Annotated in this window: 14 protein-coding genes; 10 read left to right on the forward strand and 4 right to left on the reverse strand. The window is 38.6% G+C overall.

Annotation, left to right across the window (positions count from 1 at the left end):
- Nucleotides 1–33: 33 nt before the first annotated feature.
- The 6 genes from MED217_RS04060 to ctlX all read left to right on the forward strand — a co-directional run bounded on the left by MED217_RS04060 (nt 34) and on the right by ctlX (nt 7308).
- Entirely contained in the window at nt 34–735 is a 702-nt protein-coding gene (locus MED217_RS04060) for a hypothetical protein (RefSeq protein WP_154648901.1), read from the forward strand.
- Nucleotides 736–799: 64 nt separating this feature from the next.
- The gene (gene carA / locus MED217_RS04065; RefSeq protein WP_009779210.1) at nt 800–1912 is read left to right on the forward strand and encodes a glutamine-hydrolyzing carbamoyl-phosphate synthase small subunit; all 1113 of its coding nucleotides are present in this window, start codon (nt 800–802) and stop codon (nt 1910–1912) included.
- 206 nt (nt 1913–2118) lie between these two features.
- Entirely contained in the window at nt 2119–3408 is a 1290-nt protein-coding gene (eno, locus tag MED217_RS04070) for a phosphopyruvate hydratase (RefSeq protein WP_009779211.1), read from the forward strand.
- Nucleotides 3409–3979: 571 nt separating this feature from the next.
- A complete protein-coding gene (locus MED217_RS04075) occupies nt 3980–5266 on the forward strand; it encodes a citrate synthase (protein ID WP_009779212.1) in 1287 nt (428 codons plus the stop codon).
- Nucleotides 5267–5341: 75 nt separating this feature from the next.
- Entirely contained in the window at nt 5342–6256 is a 915-nt protein-coding gene (locus MED217_RS04080; RefSeq protein WP_040533215.1) for a dimethylarginine dimethylaminohydrolase family protein, read from the forward strand.
- A 119-nt stretch (nt 6257–6375) separates the two neighbouring features.
- Nucleotides 6376–7308, forward strand: a complete 933-nt coding sequence (ctlX, locus tag MED217_RS04085) for a citrulline utilization hydrolase CtlX (protein ID WP_040533217.1) — start codon at nt 6376–6378, stop codon at nt 7306–7308.
- Here ctlX and MED217_RS04090 read toward each other — a convergent pair.
- The 3 genes from MED217_RS04090 to MED217_RS04100 all read right to left on the reverse strand — a co-directional run bounded on the left by MED217_RS04090 (nt 7298) and on the right by MED217_RS04100 (nt 10731).
- Nucleotides 7298–8794, reverse strand: coding sequence for a BCCT family transporter (locus MED217_RS04090; RefSeq protein WP_154648902.1), 1497 nt, complete (start codon nt 8792–8794; stop codon nt 7298–7300). The genes ctlX and MED217_RS04090 overlap by 11 nt on opposite strands.
- On the reverse strand, nt 8782–10236 hold the full coding sequence (locus MED217_RS04095) for an SDR family oxidoreductase (RefSeq protein ID WP_009779216.1): 1455 nt from the start codon (nt 10234–10236) through the stop codon (nt 8782–8784). Before MED217_RS04095 ends, MED217_RS04090 begins: the two co-directional genes overlap by 13 nt.
- 63 nt (nt 10237–10299) lie before the next feature.
- A complete protein-coding gene (locus MED217_RS04100) occupies nt 10300–10731 on the reverse strand; it encodes a hypothetical protein (RefSeq protein WP_040533219.1) in 432 nt (143 codons plus the stop codon).
- A gap of 129 nt (nt 10732–10860) precedes the next feature.
- Between MED217_RS04100 and argS the strand changes: the two genes are divergently transcribed.
- From argS to folD, 4 genes are all read left to right on the forward strand, one after another.
- Nucleotides 10861–12636: an arginine--tRNA ligase gene (gene argS, locus MED217_RS04105; protein WP_040533220.1), complete on the forward strand. Its 1776-nt coding sequence runs from the start codon at nt 10861–10863 to the stop codon at nt 12634–12636.
- 170 nt (nt 12637–12806) lie between these two features.
- Nucleotides 12807–14135 (forward strand): signal recognition particle protein, encoded by a 1329-nt coding sequence (ffh, locus tag MED217_RS04110; protein ID WP_009779219.1) that lies wholly within the window; start codon nt 12807–12809, stop codon nt 14133–14135.
- A gap of 97 nt (nt 14136–14232) precedes the next feature.
- The gene (locus tag MED217_RS04115) at nt 14233–14598 is read left to right on the forward strand and encodes a four helix bundle protein (RefSeq protein WP_009779220.1); all 366 of its coding nucleotides are present in this window, start codon (nt 14233–14235) and stop codon (nt 14596–14598) included.
- Between the two features lie 33 nt (nt 14599–14631).
- Nucleotides 14632–15519: a bifunctional methylenetetrahydrofolate dehydrogenase/methenyltetrahydrofolate cyclohydrolase FolD gene (folD, locus tag MED217_RS04120; RefSeq protein WP_009779221.1), complete on the forward strand. Its 888-nt coding sequence runs from the start codon at nt 14632–14634 to the stop codon at nt 15517–15519.
- 161 nt (nt 15520–15680) lie between these two features.
- Here the strand turns inward: folD and ppgK are convergent, their stop codons facing one another.
- Nucleotides 15681–16421, reverse strand: a complete 741-nt coding sequence (gene ppgK, locus MED217_RS04125; RefSeq protein ID WP_040533223.1) for a polyphosphate--glucose phosphotransferase — start codon at nt 16419–16421, stop codon at nt 15681–15683.
- Nucleotides 16422–16448: the final 27 nt, after the last annotated feature.

The raw sequence follows: 16448 nt of genomic DNA on the forward strand, positions 1-16448 counted from the left end.
TTTTGTATTTATAAACCTTTAATACTTTTTACTATGCTTAAACCATTCATCAGTCTAGCAGTTTGTATACTTACAATTGCTACAACTTATTCTCAAGATCAAGAACGCCTGGTTAATAATCCAGATCAACTATTATCAGTTTCTAATGGAGTGCGTAATTCTTATGGTTCTATACAAAGTATTCCGCCGGTAGCTCGTGTTGAAGGTACTCCGTATCTATTTGATGACTGGATTCATAGTGCACGTGTGTATGCAACTAATGGGCAACTGTATATGTTAGATAATATCAATCTAAACTTAAATACACAGGCTTTTGTAACCAAAATCGGTCAAGATTCCTTATTTACTTTTCAATTTAATCAGATCGATTATTTTGAAGTTTTAGGTAGAAAATATGAAAGTAAGTTCACTAAGACTGGGAGACAGATTTATGAAGTTATTGCAGATTATGGCGATGACAGACTACTTAGAGCTTATACCGTAAAATTGGTTCCTAGTTCACCGGATCCTATGAAAAACAGACCTGTAGATAAATACATCAGAAGAGAGAATTTTTACTATGAGCATGATGATAAAATTACCTTAATGCCATTGCGTAAAGGGCGTGTGCTTAAATCTTTTGATTTAGAAAAGCCTAAGGAGAAAGAGTTGGTAAAATATGTAAAGCAAAACGACCTTTCTTATGGTGACGAGAAAGACATTATAAAAATGATGGACTATGTAAATAGTCTTTAAAAATTAAATGCAGAAGTTCTGTTTAGTATTATAAACCTTTAAATTAATTTTGAAAAAAAACTAAATGAAATATCAAACCAATAGAAAAGCACTTTTGTTGCTTGCAGACGGTACAATTTTTTATGGCAAATCTGTAGGGAATAAAGAAGGGACTGCTTTTGGAGAAGTTTGTTTTAATACCGGTATGACAGGGTATCAAGAAATTTTTACAGATCCTTCATATTACGGTCAATTAATGGTTACTACTAATGCACACATTGGTAATTATGGTGGTAATAATGAAGAAACAGAGTCTGATACCGTAAAGATTTCAGGGCTTATTTGTAAGAATTTTAGTTATAACTATTCACGTATTCGTGTAGATGAATCACTTGAGTCATTTTTAGATCGCAATAATCTTTTTGTGATTTCTGATGTTGATACGAGAGCTTTGGTTTCCTATATTCGAGACAATGGCGCTATGAACGCTGTAATCTCTACAGAGGTGGATGATGTGGAAGGCCTTAAGAAAAAACTGGCTGATGTTCCTAATATGCACGGCTTAGAGTTAGCTTCTAAAGTAAGTACCAAAGAGCCTTACTATTTTGGAGACGAAAATGCATCTTATAAAGTTGCAGCGGTAGATTTAGGTATCAAGAAAAATATATTGCGCAATATGGCTAAGCGTAATATGTATATCAAGGTTTTTCCATATAATACACCTTACGAGGAGATGAAGGCTTGGAATCCTGATGGTTTTTTCCTCTCCAATGGTCCAGGGGATCCAGAGCCTTTAAAAGAGGTTATTGAAACTGCAAAAAACATACTTGCAGATGATATGCCACTATTTGGAATTTGCTTAGGACACCAGATTATTGCTTTGGCAAACGGTATTAGCACATTTAAAATGCACCACGGTCATCGCGGTATTAATCATCCGGTATTGAATCACGGTACGGGTAAAGGAGAGATCACTTCTCAAAATCATGGTTTTGCTGTGAATTACGATGAGGCTTCAAGCAATCCAGATGTAGAGGTGACGCATAAGCACCTTAATGATCAAACGGTGATGGGACTACGTATGAAGAACAAAAATTGTTTTTCGGTTCAATACCATCCTGAAGCTGGTCCTGGTCCTAACGATGCAACTTATCTCTTTGATGAGTTTTTAGAACGAATGAATAAAGTTTCAGTATAAATTAAATCCCGGCATTGCCGGGATTTTTTGTTTAAAAGAAGGAGCTTTTAGACTATTGATTAACATATTTCTACAGAATGAAATCAATGCGTACAAAGTTTTAAATAATCTTTAAAATTCGTCAAAAGCTCGCTGTTTCTCCGCTCAATAATGCAGTATTGCGTATATTGCGCTAACTATATTAACTAATCAATATTTAAAGAACAATGAGTATAATAATCAATATCCACGCACGTCAAATTCTTGATTCTCGTGGGAATCCCACAGTAGAGGTAGATGTTTTAACCGAAAACGGTGTGCTTGGTAGAGCTGCAGTTCCTTCAGGAGCTTCAACTGGTGAGCACGAGGCGGTTGAACTGCGTGATGGTGGTTCAGATTATATGGGCAAAGGAGTTTTGAAAGCTGTTGAGAATGTTAATGCAGTAATTGCTCAGGAGCTTTTAGGTGTTTCTGTTTTTGAACAAAACCTGATCGATCAAACGATGATTGATTTAGACGGAACCCCTAATAAATCAAAGCTTGGTGCAAACGCAATTTTAGGTGTTTCTCTTGCAGTTGCAAAAGCAGCAGCAAACGAACTTAACATGCCGTTGTATCGTTACGTAGGTGGAGTAAGCGCAAATACACTTCCTGTACCTATGATGAATATTATTAATGGAGGATCGCATAGTGATGCGCCTATTGCTTTTCAAGAGTTTATGATCATGCCTGTAAAGGCTGAAGATTTTACTCATGCTATGAAAATGGGAACTGAAATCTTCCATAATCTTAAAAAAGTATTGCACGATCGTGGATTGAGCACTGCGGTAGGTGATGAAGGAGGTTTTGCACCAACGCTGGAGGGAACTGAAGATGCAATCGAAAGTATTCAGAAAGCTGTTGAGAATGCAGGGTATAAATTTGGTGACGAAGTAATGATCGCCTTAGACTGTGCTTCTGCTGAATTCTATGTAGACGGTAAATATGATTACACCAAGTTTGAAGGTGATAAAGGAGTAGTAAGAACAAGCGAAGAGCAAGCACAATATCTTGCAGAACTTGCTTCTAAATATCCTATTATTTCTATCGAAGATGGAATGGATGAAAACGACTGGGACGGTTGGAAGTCTTTAACTGAAAAAATTGGAGACAAGGTTCAGCTAGTAGGAGACGATTTATTTGTGACCAATGTAGAGCGTCTTTCAAGAGGTATTGAAAACGGTATTGCAAATTCAATTTTGATTAAAGTAAATCAAATAGGAACATTAACCGAAACAATTGCAGCAGTTAATATGGCGCATAATGCAGGTTATACTTCGGTAATGTCTCACAGATCTGGAGAAACTGAAGATAATACAATTGCAGACCTTGCAGTTGCGTTAAATACAGGACAGATCAAAACAGGTTCTGCTTCACGAAGTGATCGTATGGCAAAATACAACCAGTTATTACGCATTGAAGAAGAGTTAGGGACTGTAGCGTATTTCCCAAAAGAAAAAGCGTTTAAAGTAAGCTAATCTTTAAATGCTTAACTTATTAAAAGAGGCGCTTTGATAAAGCGCCTCTTTTTTTATACTCAGGGTCTATTTTGATCGCATTATTTTTTCAGTAAAAAATGCTAACTGATTCAAAATGATCATTGTATGAAAATGTAGCAATCCGAATATCTCGCTTTATACAAGTACTTGATGACTTAAATGGTTTGTTTTAACGATTAAGTACTTATTTTTTCGATACAATTCAATTTTAGTAAGAAAAAAACTATTAATTTTCCACCGCAAATAAATTGGACTTAATGTTCAAAATTTAGATTATTTCACCTAACATATCTAGGTAACTAGATCAGAAAATTTGAAGTTGGGTGAAAGAGCGATTCTGAAATAAGTATGTTTCGCTCTTTTTTACCAAACTTAAGATATCTAAGTTTTGAAGTTGGGTGAGGGGTAGTATACTTTTAAAGTATTTACCCCTTTTTTATTTTCATTTTTTTAACCTTCCTATAAGTGCAAATACTTTAGAAATCCCTTTGCATTTCGTAATTTAGCAGCTCTTGAAAAAATTGATAATCAGCTAAAACATATTAAAAAAATGGCAGATAATGCTAAACTAGTAATAGGTGATAAGTCCTATGAGTTTCCTATAGTAACTGGTAGTGAAAATGAAAGTGCAATCGATATCGCCAGCTTGCGCGCAGTAACAGGTGGTTTAACAACTATAGATCCCGGTTTTAAAAATACAGGAAGTTGCGAGAGTGCAATAACCTTTTTAAATGGTGAGGAAGGAATCTTAAGATATCGCGGTTACGCCATTGAAGATTTAGCTGAAAAAGCTTCTTTCTTAGAAGTGATTTATTTACTGATTTTTGGTGAATTACCTACTGAAGAGCAGTTGACCAAATTTCACAATGACATCAAAGAAGAAAACCACGTAGATGAAGACGTAAAGAAAATTCTTAACGGTTTTCCTAAGTCAGCGCATCCTATGGGTGTTTTGGCATCGCTTACTTCAGCCTTGACCGCATTCAATCCAGATGCTGTTAATGTAGATTCTGAAGAAGATATGTATAACGCAATCGTTAAGCTTCTGGGTAAATTTCCAGTGTTAGTAGCTTGGACGATGCGTACCAAAAAGAGCAAGCCACTTGATTATGGTGACGACAGCTTAAATTATGTAGAGAACTTACACAAAATGATGTTCTCTAAACCTAACAGCGAGTACAAAGTAGATTCAACAATCATTGAAGCTTTAGATAAGCTGCTTATCCTTCACGCAGACCACGAGCAAAACTGTTCAACTTCAACTGTACGTATCGTAGGATCATCTCACGCAGGTTTATTTGCTTCAATTTCCGCAGGTATTTCTGCACTTTGGGGACCACTTCACGGTGGAGCCAATCAAGCAGTGATTGAAATGCTTGAAGGGATTAAGGCTGATGGCGGAGATACTAAGAAATATATGGCTAAGGCAAAGGATAAAGAAGATCCATTCCGTTTGATGGGCTTTGGTCACCGCGTTTATAAAAACTTTGATCCGCGTGCAAAAATCATCAAGAAAGCAGCAGATGACGTTTTAGAACAGTTGGGTATAGAAGACGAAGTACTTGCTATCGCTAAAGGTTTAGAAAAAGAAGCGCTAGAAGATGAATACTTTGTAAAACGTAAATTATATCCTAACGTAGATTTCTATTCAGGTATCATTTATCGTGCATTAGGAATTCCTGTTGAAATGTTTACTGTAATGTTTGCGATGGGTCGTGTGCCAGGATGGATCGCGCAATGGAGAGAAATGCGTCTTCGTAAAGAACCTATTGGACGACCACGTCAGGTTTATATAGGCGAGACTCACCGTCCATTTAAAGCGATGAGTGAACGCTAGAATTAAAAAATAAAGTAATTGAAGCGGGTTTTTGGAGTTGATCAAAAACCCGCTTTTGTTTTTATATTTGCGGGTATGATTAAATTAAATATCACAGACGAAACCTCTCGTCTTCGAGCGGTAATATTAGGGACGGCTTTGAGCAATGGCGGTGTGCCAAAACTTGAAGATGCTTATGACCCTAAGTCTATTTTACACATAAAACAGAAAACCTACCCTAAAGAGGAGGATATGGTGGCAGAGATGAATGCTGTAGAAGAGGTTTTTAATAAATATGGCGTACAGGTTTTTAGACCTAAACTTATCGCAGATTATAATCAAATTTTTGCCAGAGATATTGGTTTTGTGATTGAAGATACGTTCATCAAAGCAAATATTTTACCAGATCGTGAGCAGGAAATCGAAGCTATAGAACACGTGCTCACACAAATTGATCCTGAGAAAATTGTAAGATTTCCAGAAGAAGCACATATCGAAGGAGGTGATGTGATGCCTTACAAAGATTATATTCTTGTGGGAGTATATCGTGGTCCAGACTATTCTGATTATATTATCGCACGCACCAATATGCTAGCGATAGACTATTTGCAAAAGCTGTTTCCAGATAAAAAAGTGGTTTCGTTTAATCTAAGGAAATCAAATACCAATCCTTATGAGAATGCTTTGCATTTGGATTGCTGCTTTCAACCGGTTGGAGAAAAATATGCCATTTTGCATAAAAACGGTTTTTTGGAAGCGTCTGAGTATAATTGGCTTGTAAATCTATTCGGAAAAGAAAATATCTTTGAGATCACTGCGGAAGAAATGTATCATATGAATTCAAACATTTTTTCAATTGCTCCCGATGTCGTGATTTCAGAACAAAATTTTACGCGTTTAAACACATGGTTACGCGACAAAGGTATTACTGTTGAAGAAGTACCTTATGCCGAAATATCTAAGCAGGAAGGGCTTTTGCGTTGCAGCACATTACCTCTGGTTAGAGAATAAAATACCTCGGGCAAATCCAAGAGGCATACGTTAAAAACAAAATTTTGATTTCTTGGAATCCCGAAAACGATCTGGATATTAAATTCTTTGGCGGAGCCAATAAAATTGTCATTACCCCTATGAAACAGAATACCAATACCGTTTTGATGGTGCGCCCTGCATCTTTTAGAAAGAACGAGCAAACTGCTGTAAACAATTATTTTCAAGAAGATCTCGCTCTTGAAAATGAAGCTATTAATGCACAAGCGCAGGAAGAATTTGATGGCTTTGTAGCAAAGCTCAAAGCAGCCGGAATTAATGTTTTGGTACTACAGGATGAGAAGGAGCTAGACACCCCAGATTCTATATTTCCTAATAATTGGGTGAGTACGCACGCTAACGGTGATGTAGCTGTTTATCCTATGTATGCCGAAAACAGACGCAGAGAGCGTCGTGAGGAGTTTTTTACGTTACTTGAGGATTCTGGATTTGCTATAAAAAATGTCATTGATTATACCGAAGCTGAAGAGGAAGAACTTTTTTTAGAAGGAACCGGAAGCATTATTCTAGATCGGGAAAATGAGAAAGCCTACTGCGCACTTTCAGCACGCGCAGATGAGATGCTTTTTATAGAATTTTGTGAAGATTTTGGATACTTGCCTGTGATTTTTCACGCCAATCAAACCGTTGATGGTAAGCGCTTACCTATTTATCATACCAATGTAATGATGTGTGTCGCGCAAGATTTTGCCGTGATTTGTCTTCAGTCTATAGATGATAAAAAAGAGCGTAAGCAAGTGATCAATCAGCTTAAGGAGTCAGGTAAAAAAATTATAGCGATCACTGAAGCTCAAATGCATCAATTTGCAGGAAATATGCTTGAAGTTGTGAATGCTTCTGGCCAAAAGTATTTGGTGATGAGTGCGCAAGCGTATAATTCTCTAGACGAAACTCAAATAGCATCTATTGAAAAATACAGTGAGATTTTAAGCAGTGATCTAAAAACTATTGAAACCTGTGGGGGAGGAAGCGCCCGTTGTATGATGGCAGAAATTTTCCTGCCTAGGTCTTAGCGATTAGATTTTTGATCCACCTGATCAACATCCAAACCATAAAGAAGCTAAGCGGTAGAGATGTTACGATGAGCAACTTTTGCATGGTGTTGAGCACGTCTATCTCTTCTTTGTTGAAACTTAATACGGTAAAGGCGATCGCGGTAATGGTTAAAATCAATCCCCACAAAATTCTGTTGCGTTTTGATGGCTTCTTTCTACGAGCACTATGAAGACTTAAAACAAGAATTGCGGAATCTAAAGAAGTCACGAGAAAACTGAGTAATAGCAGGATGACTAGCATGTTGATGATGAATTGCGCAGGATAATTGCTTAAAAACAAAAATAACGAACTAAACACATTGTCAAACTCGTTGGTATAAGTTCCCCATTGCTGGATAAGATCAAAGGCTGCTTGGCCAAAAACGGTGAACCAGAAAAAACTTCCTAAAGAGGGAATAAGTAACACACCAATTATAATTTCCCTAAGCGTTCTTCCTCGGGAAATATTGGCGATAAAAATTCCTGTAAACGGAGCCCAGGCAATCCAAAAAGCCCAATAATAGTAGGTCCAATCTGTTAGAAATTGCTCGCCGGGATTAAAGCTACCATAGGCTAAACTAAGCGGAATGAAGTCGACGACATAATGATACAGTGCGATTACAAACTGTTCTAAGATCAAGAGAACATCACTTTGAACAAAAACAAAAAGCAGCAGCGCAAAACTCATAAATATATTAGCTCGAGATAGTTTTTTAATGCCGTTATGCATTCCACTCAAAGCTGAGATTAGAGATAAAACTCCAACAAGAATTATGATGATTAATGTGAAGGACTTACTTAGCGTAGCATTGTCAAGGTAATCGAGTCCGCCTTTTATTTGTCGCGCTCCCAATGCAATAGCGGCAATAAGTCCAAAAACGGTAGTCAGAATTACGAGGATGTCAATACTCTTAATCCCTATTTTATGGGTTAGCGTTTTAGAGTGAGAGAAAACGGTGCTGCTGGTATAAGCCGGTCGGCCGTATTTAAATGCAACTGTACCAATCGCTAGGGCAAAAACAGCATAAAAGGCCCAGGCTGTAAATCCCCATTGGTAAAAGGTAAATTCGAGGGCTTGAATTTCAGCAGATATTTGCGTGAGAATAGGCGGGTTTTGTTGCATAAATACAGGTTCCTGAACGGCTCTAAGCAAAATTCCAGCACCCATTCCTGCGCTGTATAGCATCGCGATCCAGGAAAGTCTGTTGAATGCTGGTTTTTCAGCCGGTGTACCCAACTTGTATTTTCCTAAAGGAGAACTAGCTACAACTACAAGAACCAAAACACAAGCTAAACCAAGAATGAGATAAAACCTTCCAAAATAAGATCTAATGTGTGTCGAAAGGGTTTCGATCAACGCATAGCTTTCTTCAGTGAATCCAAAAATCAAGAACGCGACAAGTAGTAAAATTCCAGTCGGAACTAGAAGAAGTAGGTTTTTCTTTATCGTTTTTAGAAGTTTGATATAGCAGCTTTTTTAGGTTTGTATCGGGCTATATTCCGTATCATTCCACCAAAAATAAAATAGTGAAAAGGCAACATACTAAACCAGTACAGCCGTCCCCACAAGCCTCTGGGTCTAAAGGTGGCAGTTTGATGTAAAACATTATCGTCATCGATCTCCCAGTCTAGCCAGGCTTCACCGGGAACGCGCATTTCTGCAAAGAGCAGTAATCTTTTTTCTTTTTTATCAGCTAATAAAACCCGCCAAAAATCTAAAGAATCCCCTTCGTAGAGTTCGTTGTCGTGTGTTCGCCCGCGGCGTAAACCTACGCCACCCCAGAGTTTATCAATAAAACCGCGTATTTTCCACAAGGTATTTGCATAATACCAACCGCGTTTTCCGCCTATAGACCATATGTTTTCTAGTGCCTGTTCAGGGTCTTTTAGTTTGATTTGCTGTCGGTCTTTCAGGCAGCCATATTCAGGAACTTTGATGTAGTGATTAAGATCTTTGCGAAAGCGCCCACTCACTAAACTATCCTTCCAGCTAGAAACTACCTGATTTTGTTCGATTTTCTCAAAGGCCATTTTAATGGCGTCATTATAATTTATGGGCTTTATGTCTAGCATTTCCTGTAGGCGGGTATCGCCTGTGATCACTTCAACGCGCATACTGTCAACAAGGTTGAGTGCTAGTTTATAACTGGTTGAGGTTACAAAATACAACCAGTAAGAAGAAAGTTTTGGTCTCATTACCGGTACATCAAGAATCGTAAGACTTAGGCCTCGTATTTTAGCATACAAAAGCATCATTTGCTTGTAGGTTAAAACATCTGGGCCGCCAATATCAAAAGACGCGTTATAACAGGATTCCTTTCCTAAAACTCCGGTTAAATATTGAATCACATTACGAATAGCAATGGGTTGACAGCGCGTTTTCACCCATTTTGGCGTGATCATTATCGGGAGCTTTTCACATAAGTCTCTAATGATTTCAAAAGACGAACTTCCTGAACCTACGATGATTGCAGCACGCAACACGGTAAGGTTGAATTTGCCTTTATAAAGTGTGTCTTCCACTTGTTTGCGCGAGTTGAGGTGCTTGCTTAAGTTTTCATCATTGATGATTCCGCTTAGATAAATAACCTGTTTGCAATTGGTCTTAGATAGATACACGTTAAAATTTTCTGCGGCGCGCTTTTCTTTCTCATCAAAATCTGAAGTTGATGAGGTCATAGAATGAATTAAATAGTATGCTGCATCTATATCTTGTGGGAGGACATTAGGATTAGGTTCTTCTAGAAAATCTATTTCTACAATAGTGATCTTAGAACGTATGCGTGGGTTTACGGCGAGCCGATTTTTATCACGAACCGCGCAAACCAGATCGTGCCCTTCTTCAAGTAGAAAGGGAATGAGTCGCATTCCTATGTAGCCGTTGGCTCCTGTAAGTAGTAATTTCATAGCCTTTTAAAGATACAATTTTAAAGGGGTAAGACCCTGTGAAAGTAGTTCTAAAACTTTAGTCTAAAGATCTTCAGGGCCTAGCGGAAGATTCTCAGCTTTATAATCCATGACTTTTTTTATGAATTTGTGAGTCGCCTTATCATTTGCCTTCGCGCGTATCTTAATAAAATAGTGATCCCTGTAAATACTGTATTCTTCGGCTTTACCTTTATAAAGACGCAATTTGTAGTAAGGAATGATCAACGCATAAGATTCTAAAAGGGACCGAAAACCCACAATAATGCCGCTAGGACGCATTTCGATATTACAGGTGTTTACATAGCTGTCGAGGATAAGTAAATTGTGAATCTCAATACTCGTGGAGGTGATAAATAGTTTTGACGAACCAATTCCTTTCATTTTAATTCGCTCGCGTAAAGTGAAAGGTTTTCCTACCTCGTTATTGATTTTTCGAGTTACTTCAGGATTGTTGTAGGAGACGTTAAGCAGCATTTTTTCTTTTAAAGATATCAATTTACCAGATAATCTGGCTTTTTGGGCATTTAGAAACAAGACAGGTGCTGTATTTTGCTTTGTCAACTGCTTGTTTTACGTATCTTTGCGCCTTCAGAAAAAGCACTCATGAATTTATCCGAAAAACTCACAAACGCCGTTAAAGATGCGGTTCAAGAACTGTTTAGCGCAAGCTTAGAAACTGTTGAAGTTCAACCTACTCGTAAAGATTTTGAAGGTGATTTGACAGTGGTTGTATTTCCTATTTTGCGCGTGGCAAAAGGAAATCCGGCGGTGATTGGTGAGCAAATAGGAACTTATGTGAAGGAGAATCTCGACGAAATTTCAGATTTTAATGTGGTTAAGGGGTTTCTGAATCTGGTAATTGCAGATGCGTATTATCTGAATTTCTTTGACGGAATTAGAGATCAAATGAACTTTGGTCACGAGCCTGAAGCTGGTAAGGCGGTGATGGTTGAATATTCTTCGCCTAACACGAACAAGCCATTGCACTTGGGGCATATTCGTAATAATTTATTAGGCTATTCGGTTGCCGAAATTTTAAAAGCTTCAGGAAAGAAAGTTTATAAAACCCAGATCATCAACGATCGCGGAATTCATATCTGTAAGAGTATGCTGGCGTGGCAGAAATTTGGCGAAGGAGAAACTCCAGAATCAACCGGACTCAAAGGGGATAAGTTGGTAGGGAATTATTACGTGAAGTTTGATAAAGCCTACAAAGAAGAGCAATCGTATTTAGTTGCTCAAGGAAAAACAAAGGAGGAAGCTGAAAAGGAAGCGCCGCTTATTCTTGAGGCTCAAGATATGTTGCGCAAGTGGGAAGCCGGCGATGAAGAAGTTGTTGCACTTTGGGAAAAAATGAACGGTTGGGTTTATGAAGGTTTTGAAGAAACCTATAAAAATCTAGGAGTTGATTTTGACAGCTATTATTACGAGAGCAATACCTATTTATTAGGAAAAGACAATATTGAAGAAGGCCTTAAAAAAGGTGTTTTTTATAAGAAAGGAGACGGTTCGGTTTGGTGTGATTTGACTGAAGATGGTCTTGATGAAAAACTCGTTTTACGTAGTGATGGTACCGCGGTTTATATGACGCAAGATATAGGTACTGCAATTCAGCGGGTGAAAGATCATCCTGACGTAGGCGGAATGATCTATACCGTAGGTAACGAGCAAGATTACCACTTTAAAGTACTTTTCTTGATTCTGAAGAAATTAGGTTATGACTGGGCTGAGCATTTATTCCATCTAAGTTATGGGATGGTTGATTTGCCTAGCGGAAAAATGAAAAGCCGCGAAGGAACCGTGGTTGATGCAGACGATCTTGTTGAAGAAATGGCGACAACTGCCGGAAACATTGCCCAAGAATTAGGAAAACTAGACGGTTATAGCGAGGCTGAAAAGCAAGAGTTATATAAGATTATTGGTCTTGGAGCTTTGAAGTACTATATTCTAAAAGTAGATCCTAAAAAGCGTATTCTTTTCAATCCTGAAGAATCTGTAGATTTTCAAGGAAATACGGGGCCGTTTATTCAGTATACTTATGCGCGTATTCAGTCGATCTTGAGAAAAGCGGCAGAGACCGGAGTTGCTGAAGATTATGCGTATGAAGCGCTTCAGCCTAAAGAAAAAGAGCTGATCAAGCAACTTGCTTTATATCCTGAAACGGTACAGTTGGCAGCAGAAAACCACAGTCCGGCATTGATTGCAAATTACACCTACGATTTGGTAAAAGAGTTTAATTCTTTCTATCAACAAGTTTCTATTTTAGGAGCAGATACCGATGCAGAAAAAAGCTTCCGCGTAGCGCTTTCTAAAAAAGTAGGCGAAGTGATCGAAGCAGCATTTGGATTGCTTGGAATTCAAGTACCGGAGCGTATGTAGCATTTGGTTTTTGATCTGTTTTTTGCTTCAAAAAAGTATGTTCAAATTCCTTAAATTTGCAACCTTAATTCATATGATGGATTAAATCTATCGGAGTTTTAGCCGATGAAAAATAAGAGTTCAACACATACCTGAGTTTTAGTACAAAGGGTTGTTTTTAGATAAAACCTATGTTTGATAATTTAAGTGATAAGTTAGATAAGGCGATGCACGTGCTTAAGGGGCACGGTCAGATTACAGAAGTAAACGTAGCCGAGACCCTTAAAGAAATTCGTCGTGCGCTTGTAGATGCCGATGTTAACTATAAAATAGCTAAAGATTTTACCAATACGGTTAAGGAGAAAGCTTTAGGTCAAGATGTATTGACCGCTTTAAAACCGGGTCAATTGATGACCAAATTGGTAAAAGACGAACTTACCGAACTTATGGGCGGTGAGGCAGAAGGAATCAATCTTTCAGGAAATCCTTCGGTTATTTTGATGTCTGGTTTGCAGGGTAGTGGTAAAACCACTTTTTCTGGTAAGCTGGCTAACTTCCTTAAAAATAAAAAGACTAAAAAACCACTTTTGGTTGCTTGTGACGTTTACCGTCCTGCGGCGATAGATCAGTTGCACGTGGTTGGTGATCAGATAGGTGTTGAGGTTTTTTCTAATAAAGAAGAAAAAGATCCGGTTAAGATTTCTGAAGCCGCTATTGCACACGCAAAAGCAAACGGATTTAACGCGGTGATTATTGATACCGCGGGTCGACTTGCAGTTGACCAAGCGATGATGAACGAGATTGCTGCAATTCACGAAGCGATCAAACCTCAAGAGACTTTATTTGTTGTTGACTCGATGACGGGTCAGGATGCGGTGAATACTGCAAAGGCATTTAACGATGTCTTGAATTTTGATGGGGTAATCTTAACCAAATTAGATGGTGATACTCGCGGTGGTGCGGCGCTTTCTATCAAAACGGTTGTAGATAAACCGATCAAATTCATCGGTACTGGTGAAAAGATGGAAGCAATTGATGTGTTCTATCCTTCACGTATGGCCGATCGTATTCTTGGGATGGGAGACGTGGTGTCTCTTGTTGAGCGTGCCCAAGAACAGTTTGATGAAGAAGAAGCGCGTAAACTTCAAAAGAAGATCGCTAAGAATCAATTTGGTTTTGACGACTTTCTAAAGCAGATTCAGCAGATCAAGAAAATGGGTAATATGAAAGATCTTATCGGGATGATTCCCGGTGCAGGTAAAGCGCTTAAAGGTCTTGACATAGATGATGATGCTTTTAAAGGTATCGAAGCCATCATTCACAGTATGACACCAGACGAGCGTACTCAGCCGTCGATCATAAATTCTAGTCGTAAAAAACGCATCAGTAAAGGTTCTGGAACTTCGGTTCAAGAGGTGAATCAGTTGTTGAAGCAATTCAACCAAATGAGTAAAATGATGAAGATGATGCAAGGTGGCGGCGGAGCCAAAATGATGCAGATGATGAATCAAATGCGCTAAGCAGCATTCAGTTTACAGCGAGCAGTCTCAGTTTACTGTAGGCAGTTTCAGTAAGCAGTTTGCAGCCGTATTTATCTTTCGGTAAAAAATAGAACTTATGGGTGTGGAAGATTTATTAGCATATCAGAAAGCTTTTGATTTAGCTATGGATGTCTTCGATATCTCTAAGGCCTTTCCGAGAGAAGAGCAATATTCACTTACTGATCAAATTAGAAGGTCATCAAGAGCTGTTTGTGCAAATATGTCTGAATCATACCGAAAGCAGAGGTATCAGAAACACTTTGTAAGTAAGTTAACTGATTGTGATGCCGAAAATGGAGAGACCCAAACGTGGTTAAAATTTGCAAAAGCTTGCAATTATATTTCTGTAGAAATGTATTTGGCTACTCTTGAGAAAAGTCAGGAAGTAGGTAGATTAATAAATTATATGATTAATAATCCGGGAAAATTTGGTTCAAACTGAATACTGCCAACTGTTCCTGCCAACTGATATAAAATGACAATCTTAGACGGAAAGAAAACCAGTAACGATTTAAAAAACGAGATCGCCGAAGAAGTAAAGGCGATGAAAGAACGAGGTGAAAAAGTACCTCATTTGGCGGCTGTTTTGGTAGGTAACGATGGCGCAAGTTTGACGTATGTGGGAAGTAAAGTACGTGCTTGCGAGCGTATTGGTTTTGAGTCTACATTAATTCAATTGCCTGAGGAAACTACAGAAGAAGAGCTTTTAGATCATATCAATAAGCTGAATAACAATCCTGAGATTGACGGCTATATTGTTCAGCTGCCTTTACCGAAGCATATTGACGAGCAAAAAGTCTTATTGGCTGTAGATCCTGACAAAGATGTAGATGGGTTTCACCCGACTAACTTTGGTAAAATGGCGCAAGATATGCCTGTTTTTATCCCAGCGACACCGTTTGGAATAATGGAATTGCTCAAGCGCTACAACGTAGAGACTTCAGGAAAGCATACGGTTGTAATTGGCCGTAGTCACATTGTAGGTCGTCCTATGAGTATTTTGATGTCTCAGAAAGGAACGCCTGGTGACAGTACAGTTACCTTGACGCACAGTCGAACTAAAAATCTTGAAGAACTTACTAAGCAAGCAGATATCATTATTACAGCCTTAGGAGTGCCTGAATTTTTAAAGGCCGACATGGTTAAGGATAATGTAACGGTTATCGATGTGGGCATTACTCGCGTACCAGACGAAACTAAAGAGCGCGGTTATCGAATCGCGGGTGATGTAGATTTTGCTGAGGTAAGTAAAAAAGCAGATTTTATTACGCCGGTTCCTGGTGGAGTAGGGCCTATGACCATTGCGATGTTGTTAAAAAACACCTTGCTTGCCAGAGCAAGACATAACGAACTTCAATCTTAAGTGTTGAAAGTTAAGTATAAAAAAAGAGGTCTCACAGACCTCTTTTTTATTGGTGACACCAAAGGATTCAATATTTTGAGGCTTGGCTTGAATTTGAAAATTCGTTTTAAGCCAGTGCCTCAACGATTGCCCTAAGGTAGATTTTTTCAGTGAAATTTGAATTAAAGTAAATGTCTTGCGCCTAAGGCTGCTCCAATGATTCCCGCGTGATTACGTGTGTGTGCCGCTACAATAGGAATGTCTGTCTTTAAATACTTGATGTATTCGTCCAGGTTTTTGCTAGCGCCACCACCAATGATGATCATTTCGGGTTGCGAAATCTGCGTAGTGAGCTGTATAAATTTATTGAAACGTTTTCCCCACTTTTTAAAACTCATTTTGTTATCCAGACGGACGCGACGAGAAGCATACTTTTCAATAATTTTTTTCTTCTTGTAGCGCATTTGCCCAAGTTCAAAATTAGGGATGAGTTCGCCGTTATAAAAAACACCACTTCCTATTCCTGTGCCTACGGTCACCACGATAACCAGACCTTCAACGCCTTTGCCAACGCCAAACTCCATTTCAGCCAAGCCGGCGGCATCTGCATCGTTCATTACATTTACAGGAAGACCTATTTTTTGCGAGATCATATCATCTACTTGGATGCCCACCCAAGACTTATCGAGATTACCATGTTCTATCGCTTTTCCTTTATGAATAACTGTTGGGAATCCTACGCCTACAGGACCTTTCCAGTCCCAATGTTTTACAACTTCTGCTATGGTTTTGACCATGGCTTTGGGTTCGCGGGGAACGGGAGTGTCGAGTCTAAAACGTTCACCTAAATATTCTTCTTTTTCGAGGTTTACAGGTACTCCTTTGATGCCTGATCCACCTACGTCTACTCCCAGTATTTGCATAAATAATTTTTTGGTCTCAAATAAAAA

Source organism: Leeuwenhoekiella blandensis MED217 (assembly GCF_000152985.1).
Lineage (GTDB): Bacteria > Bacteroidota > Bacteroidia > Flavobacteriales > Flavobacteriaceae > Leeuwenhoekiella > Leeuwenhoekiella blandensis.

Bases quoted from the DNA above. Each gene is read 5' to 3' on its own strand.
- carA (WP_009779210.1), top strand. From the start codon at position 800: ATGAAATATCAAACCAATAGAAAAGCACTTTTGTTGCTTGCAGACGGT.
- ffh (WP_009779219.1), top strand. From the start codon at position 12,807: ATGTTTGATAATTTAAGTGATAAGTTAGATAAGGCGATGCACGTGCTT.
- MED217_RS04060 (WP_154648901.1), top strand. From the start codon at position 34: ATGCTTAAACCATTCATCAGTCTAGCAGTTTGTATACTTACAATTGCT.
- MED217_RS04100 (WP_040533219.1), bottom strand. From the start codon at position 10,731: ATGCTGCTTAACGTCTCCTACAACAATCCTGAAGTAACTCGAAAAATC.
- MED217_RS04095 (WP_009779216.1), bottom strand. From the start codon at position 10,236: ATGAAATTACTACTTACAGGAGCCAACGGCTACATAGGAATGCGACTC.
- MED217_RS04080 (WP_040533215.1), top strand. From the start codon at position 5,342: ATGATTAAATTAAATATCACAGACGAAACCTCTCGTCTTCGAGCGGTA.
- eno (WP_009779211.1), top strand. From the start codon at position 2,119: ATGAGTATAATAATCAATATCCACGCACGTCAAATTCTTGATTCTCGT.
- folD (WP_009779221.1), top strand. From the start codon at position 14,632: ATGACAATCTTAGACGGAAAGAAAACCAGTAACGATTTAAAAAACGAG.
- ppgK (WP_040533223.1), bottom strand. From the start codon at position 16,421: ATGCAAATACTGGGAGTAGACGTAGGTGGATCAGGCATCAAAGGAGTA.
- MED217_RS04115 (WP_009779220.1), top strand. From the start codon at position 14,233: ATGGGTGTGGAAGATTTATTAGCATATCAGAAAGCTTTTGATTTAGCT.
- ctlX (WP_040533217.1), top strand. From the start codon at position 6,376: ATGAAACAGAATACCAATACCGTTTTGATGGTGCGCCCTGCATCTTTT.
- argS (WP_040533220.1), top strand. From the start codon at position 10,861: ATGAATTTATCCGAAAAACTCACAAACGCCGTTAAAGATGCGGTTCAA.
- MED217_RS04075 (WP_009779212.1), top strand. From the start codon at position 3,980: ATGGCAGATAATGCTAAACTAGTAATAGGTGATAAGTCCTATGAGTTT.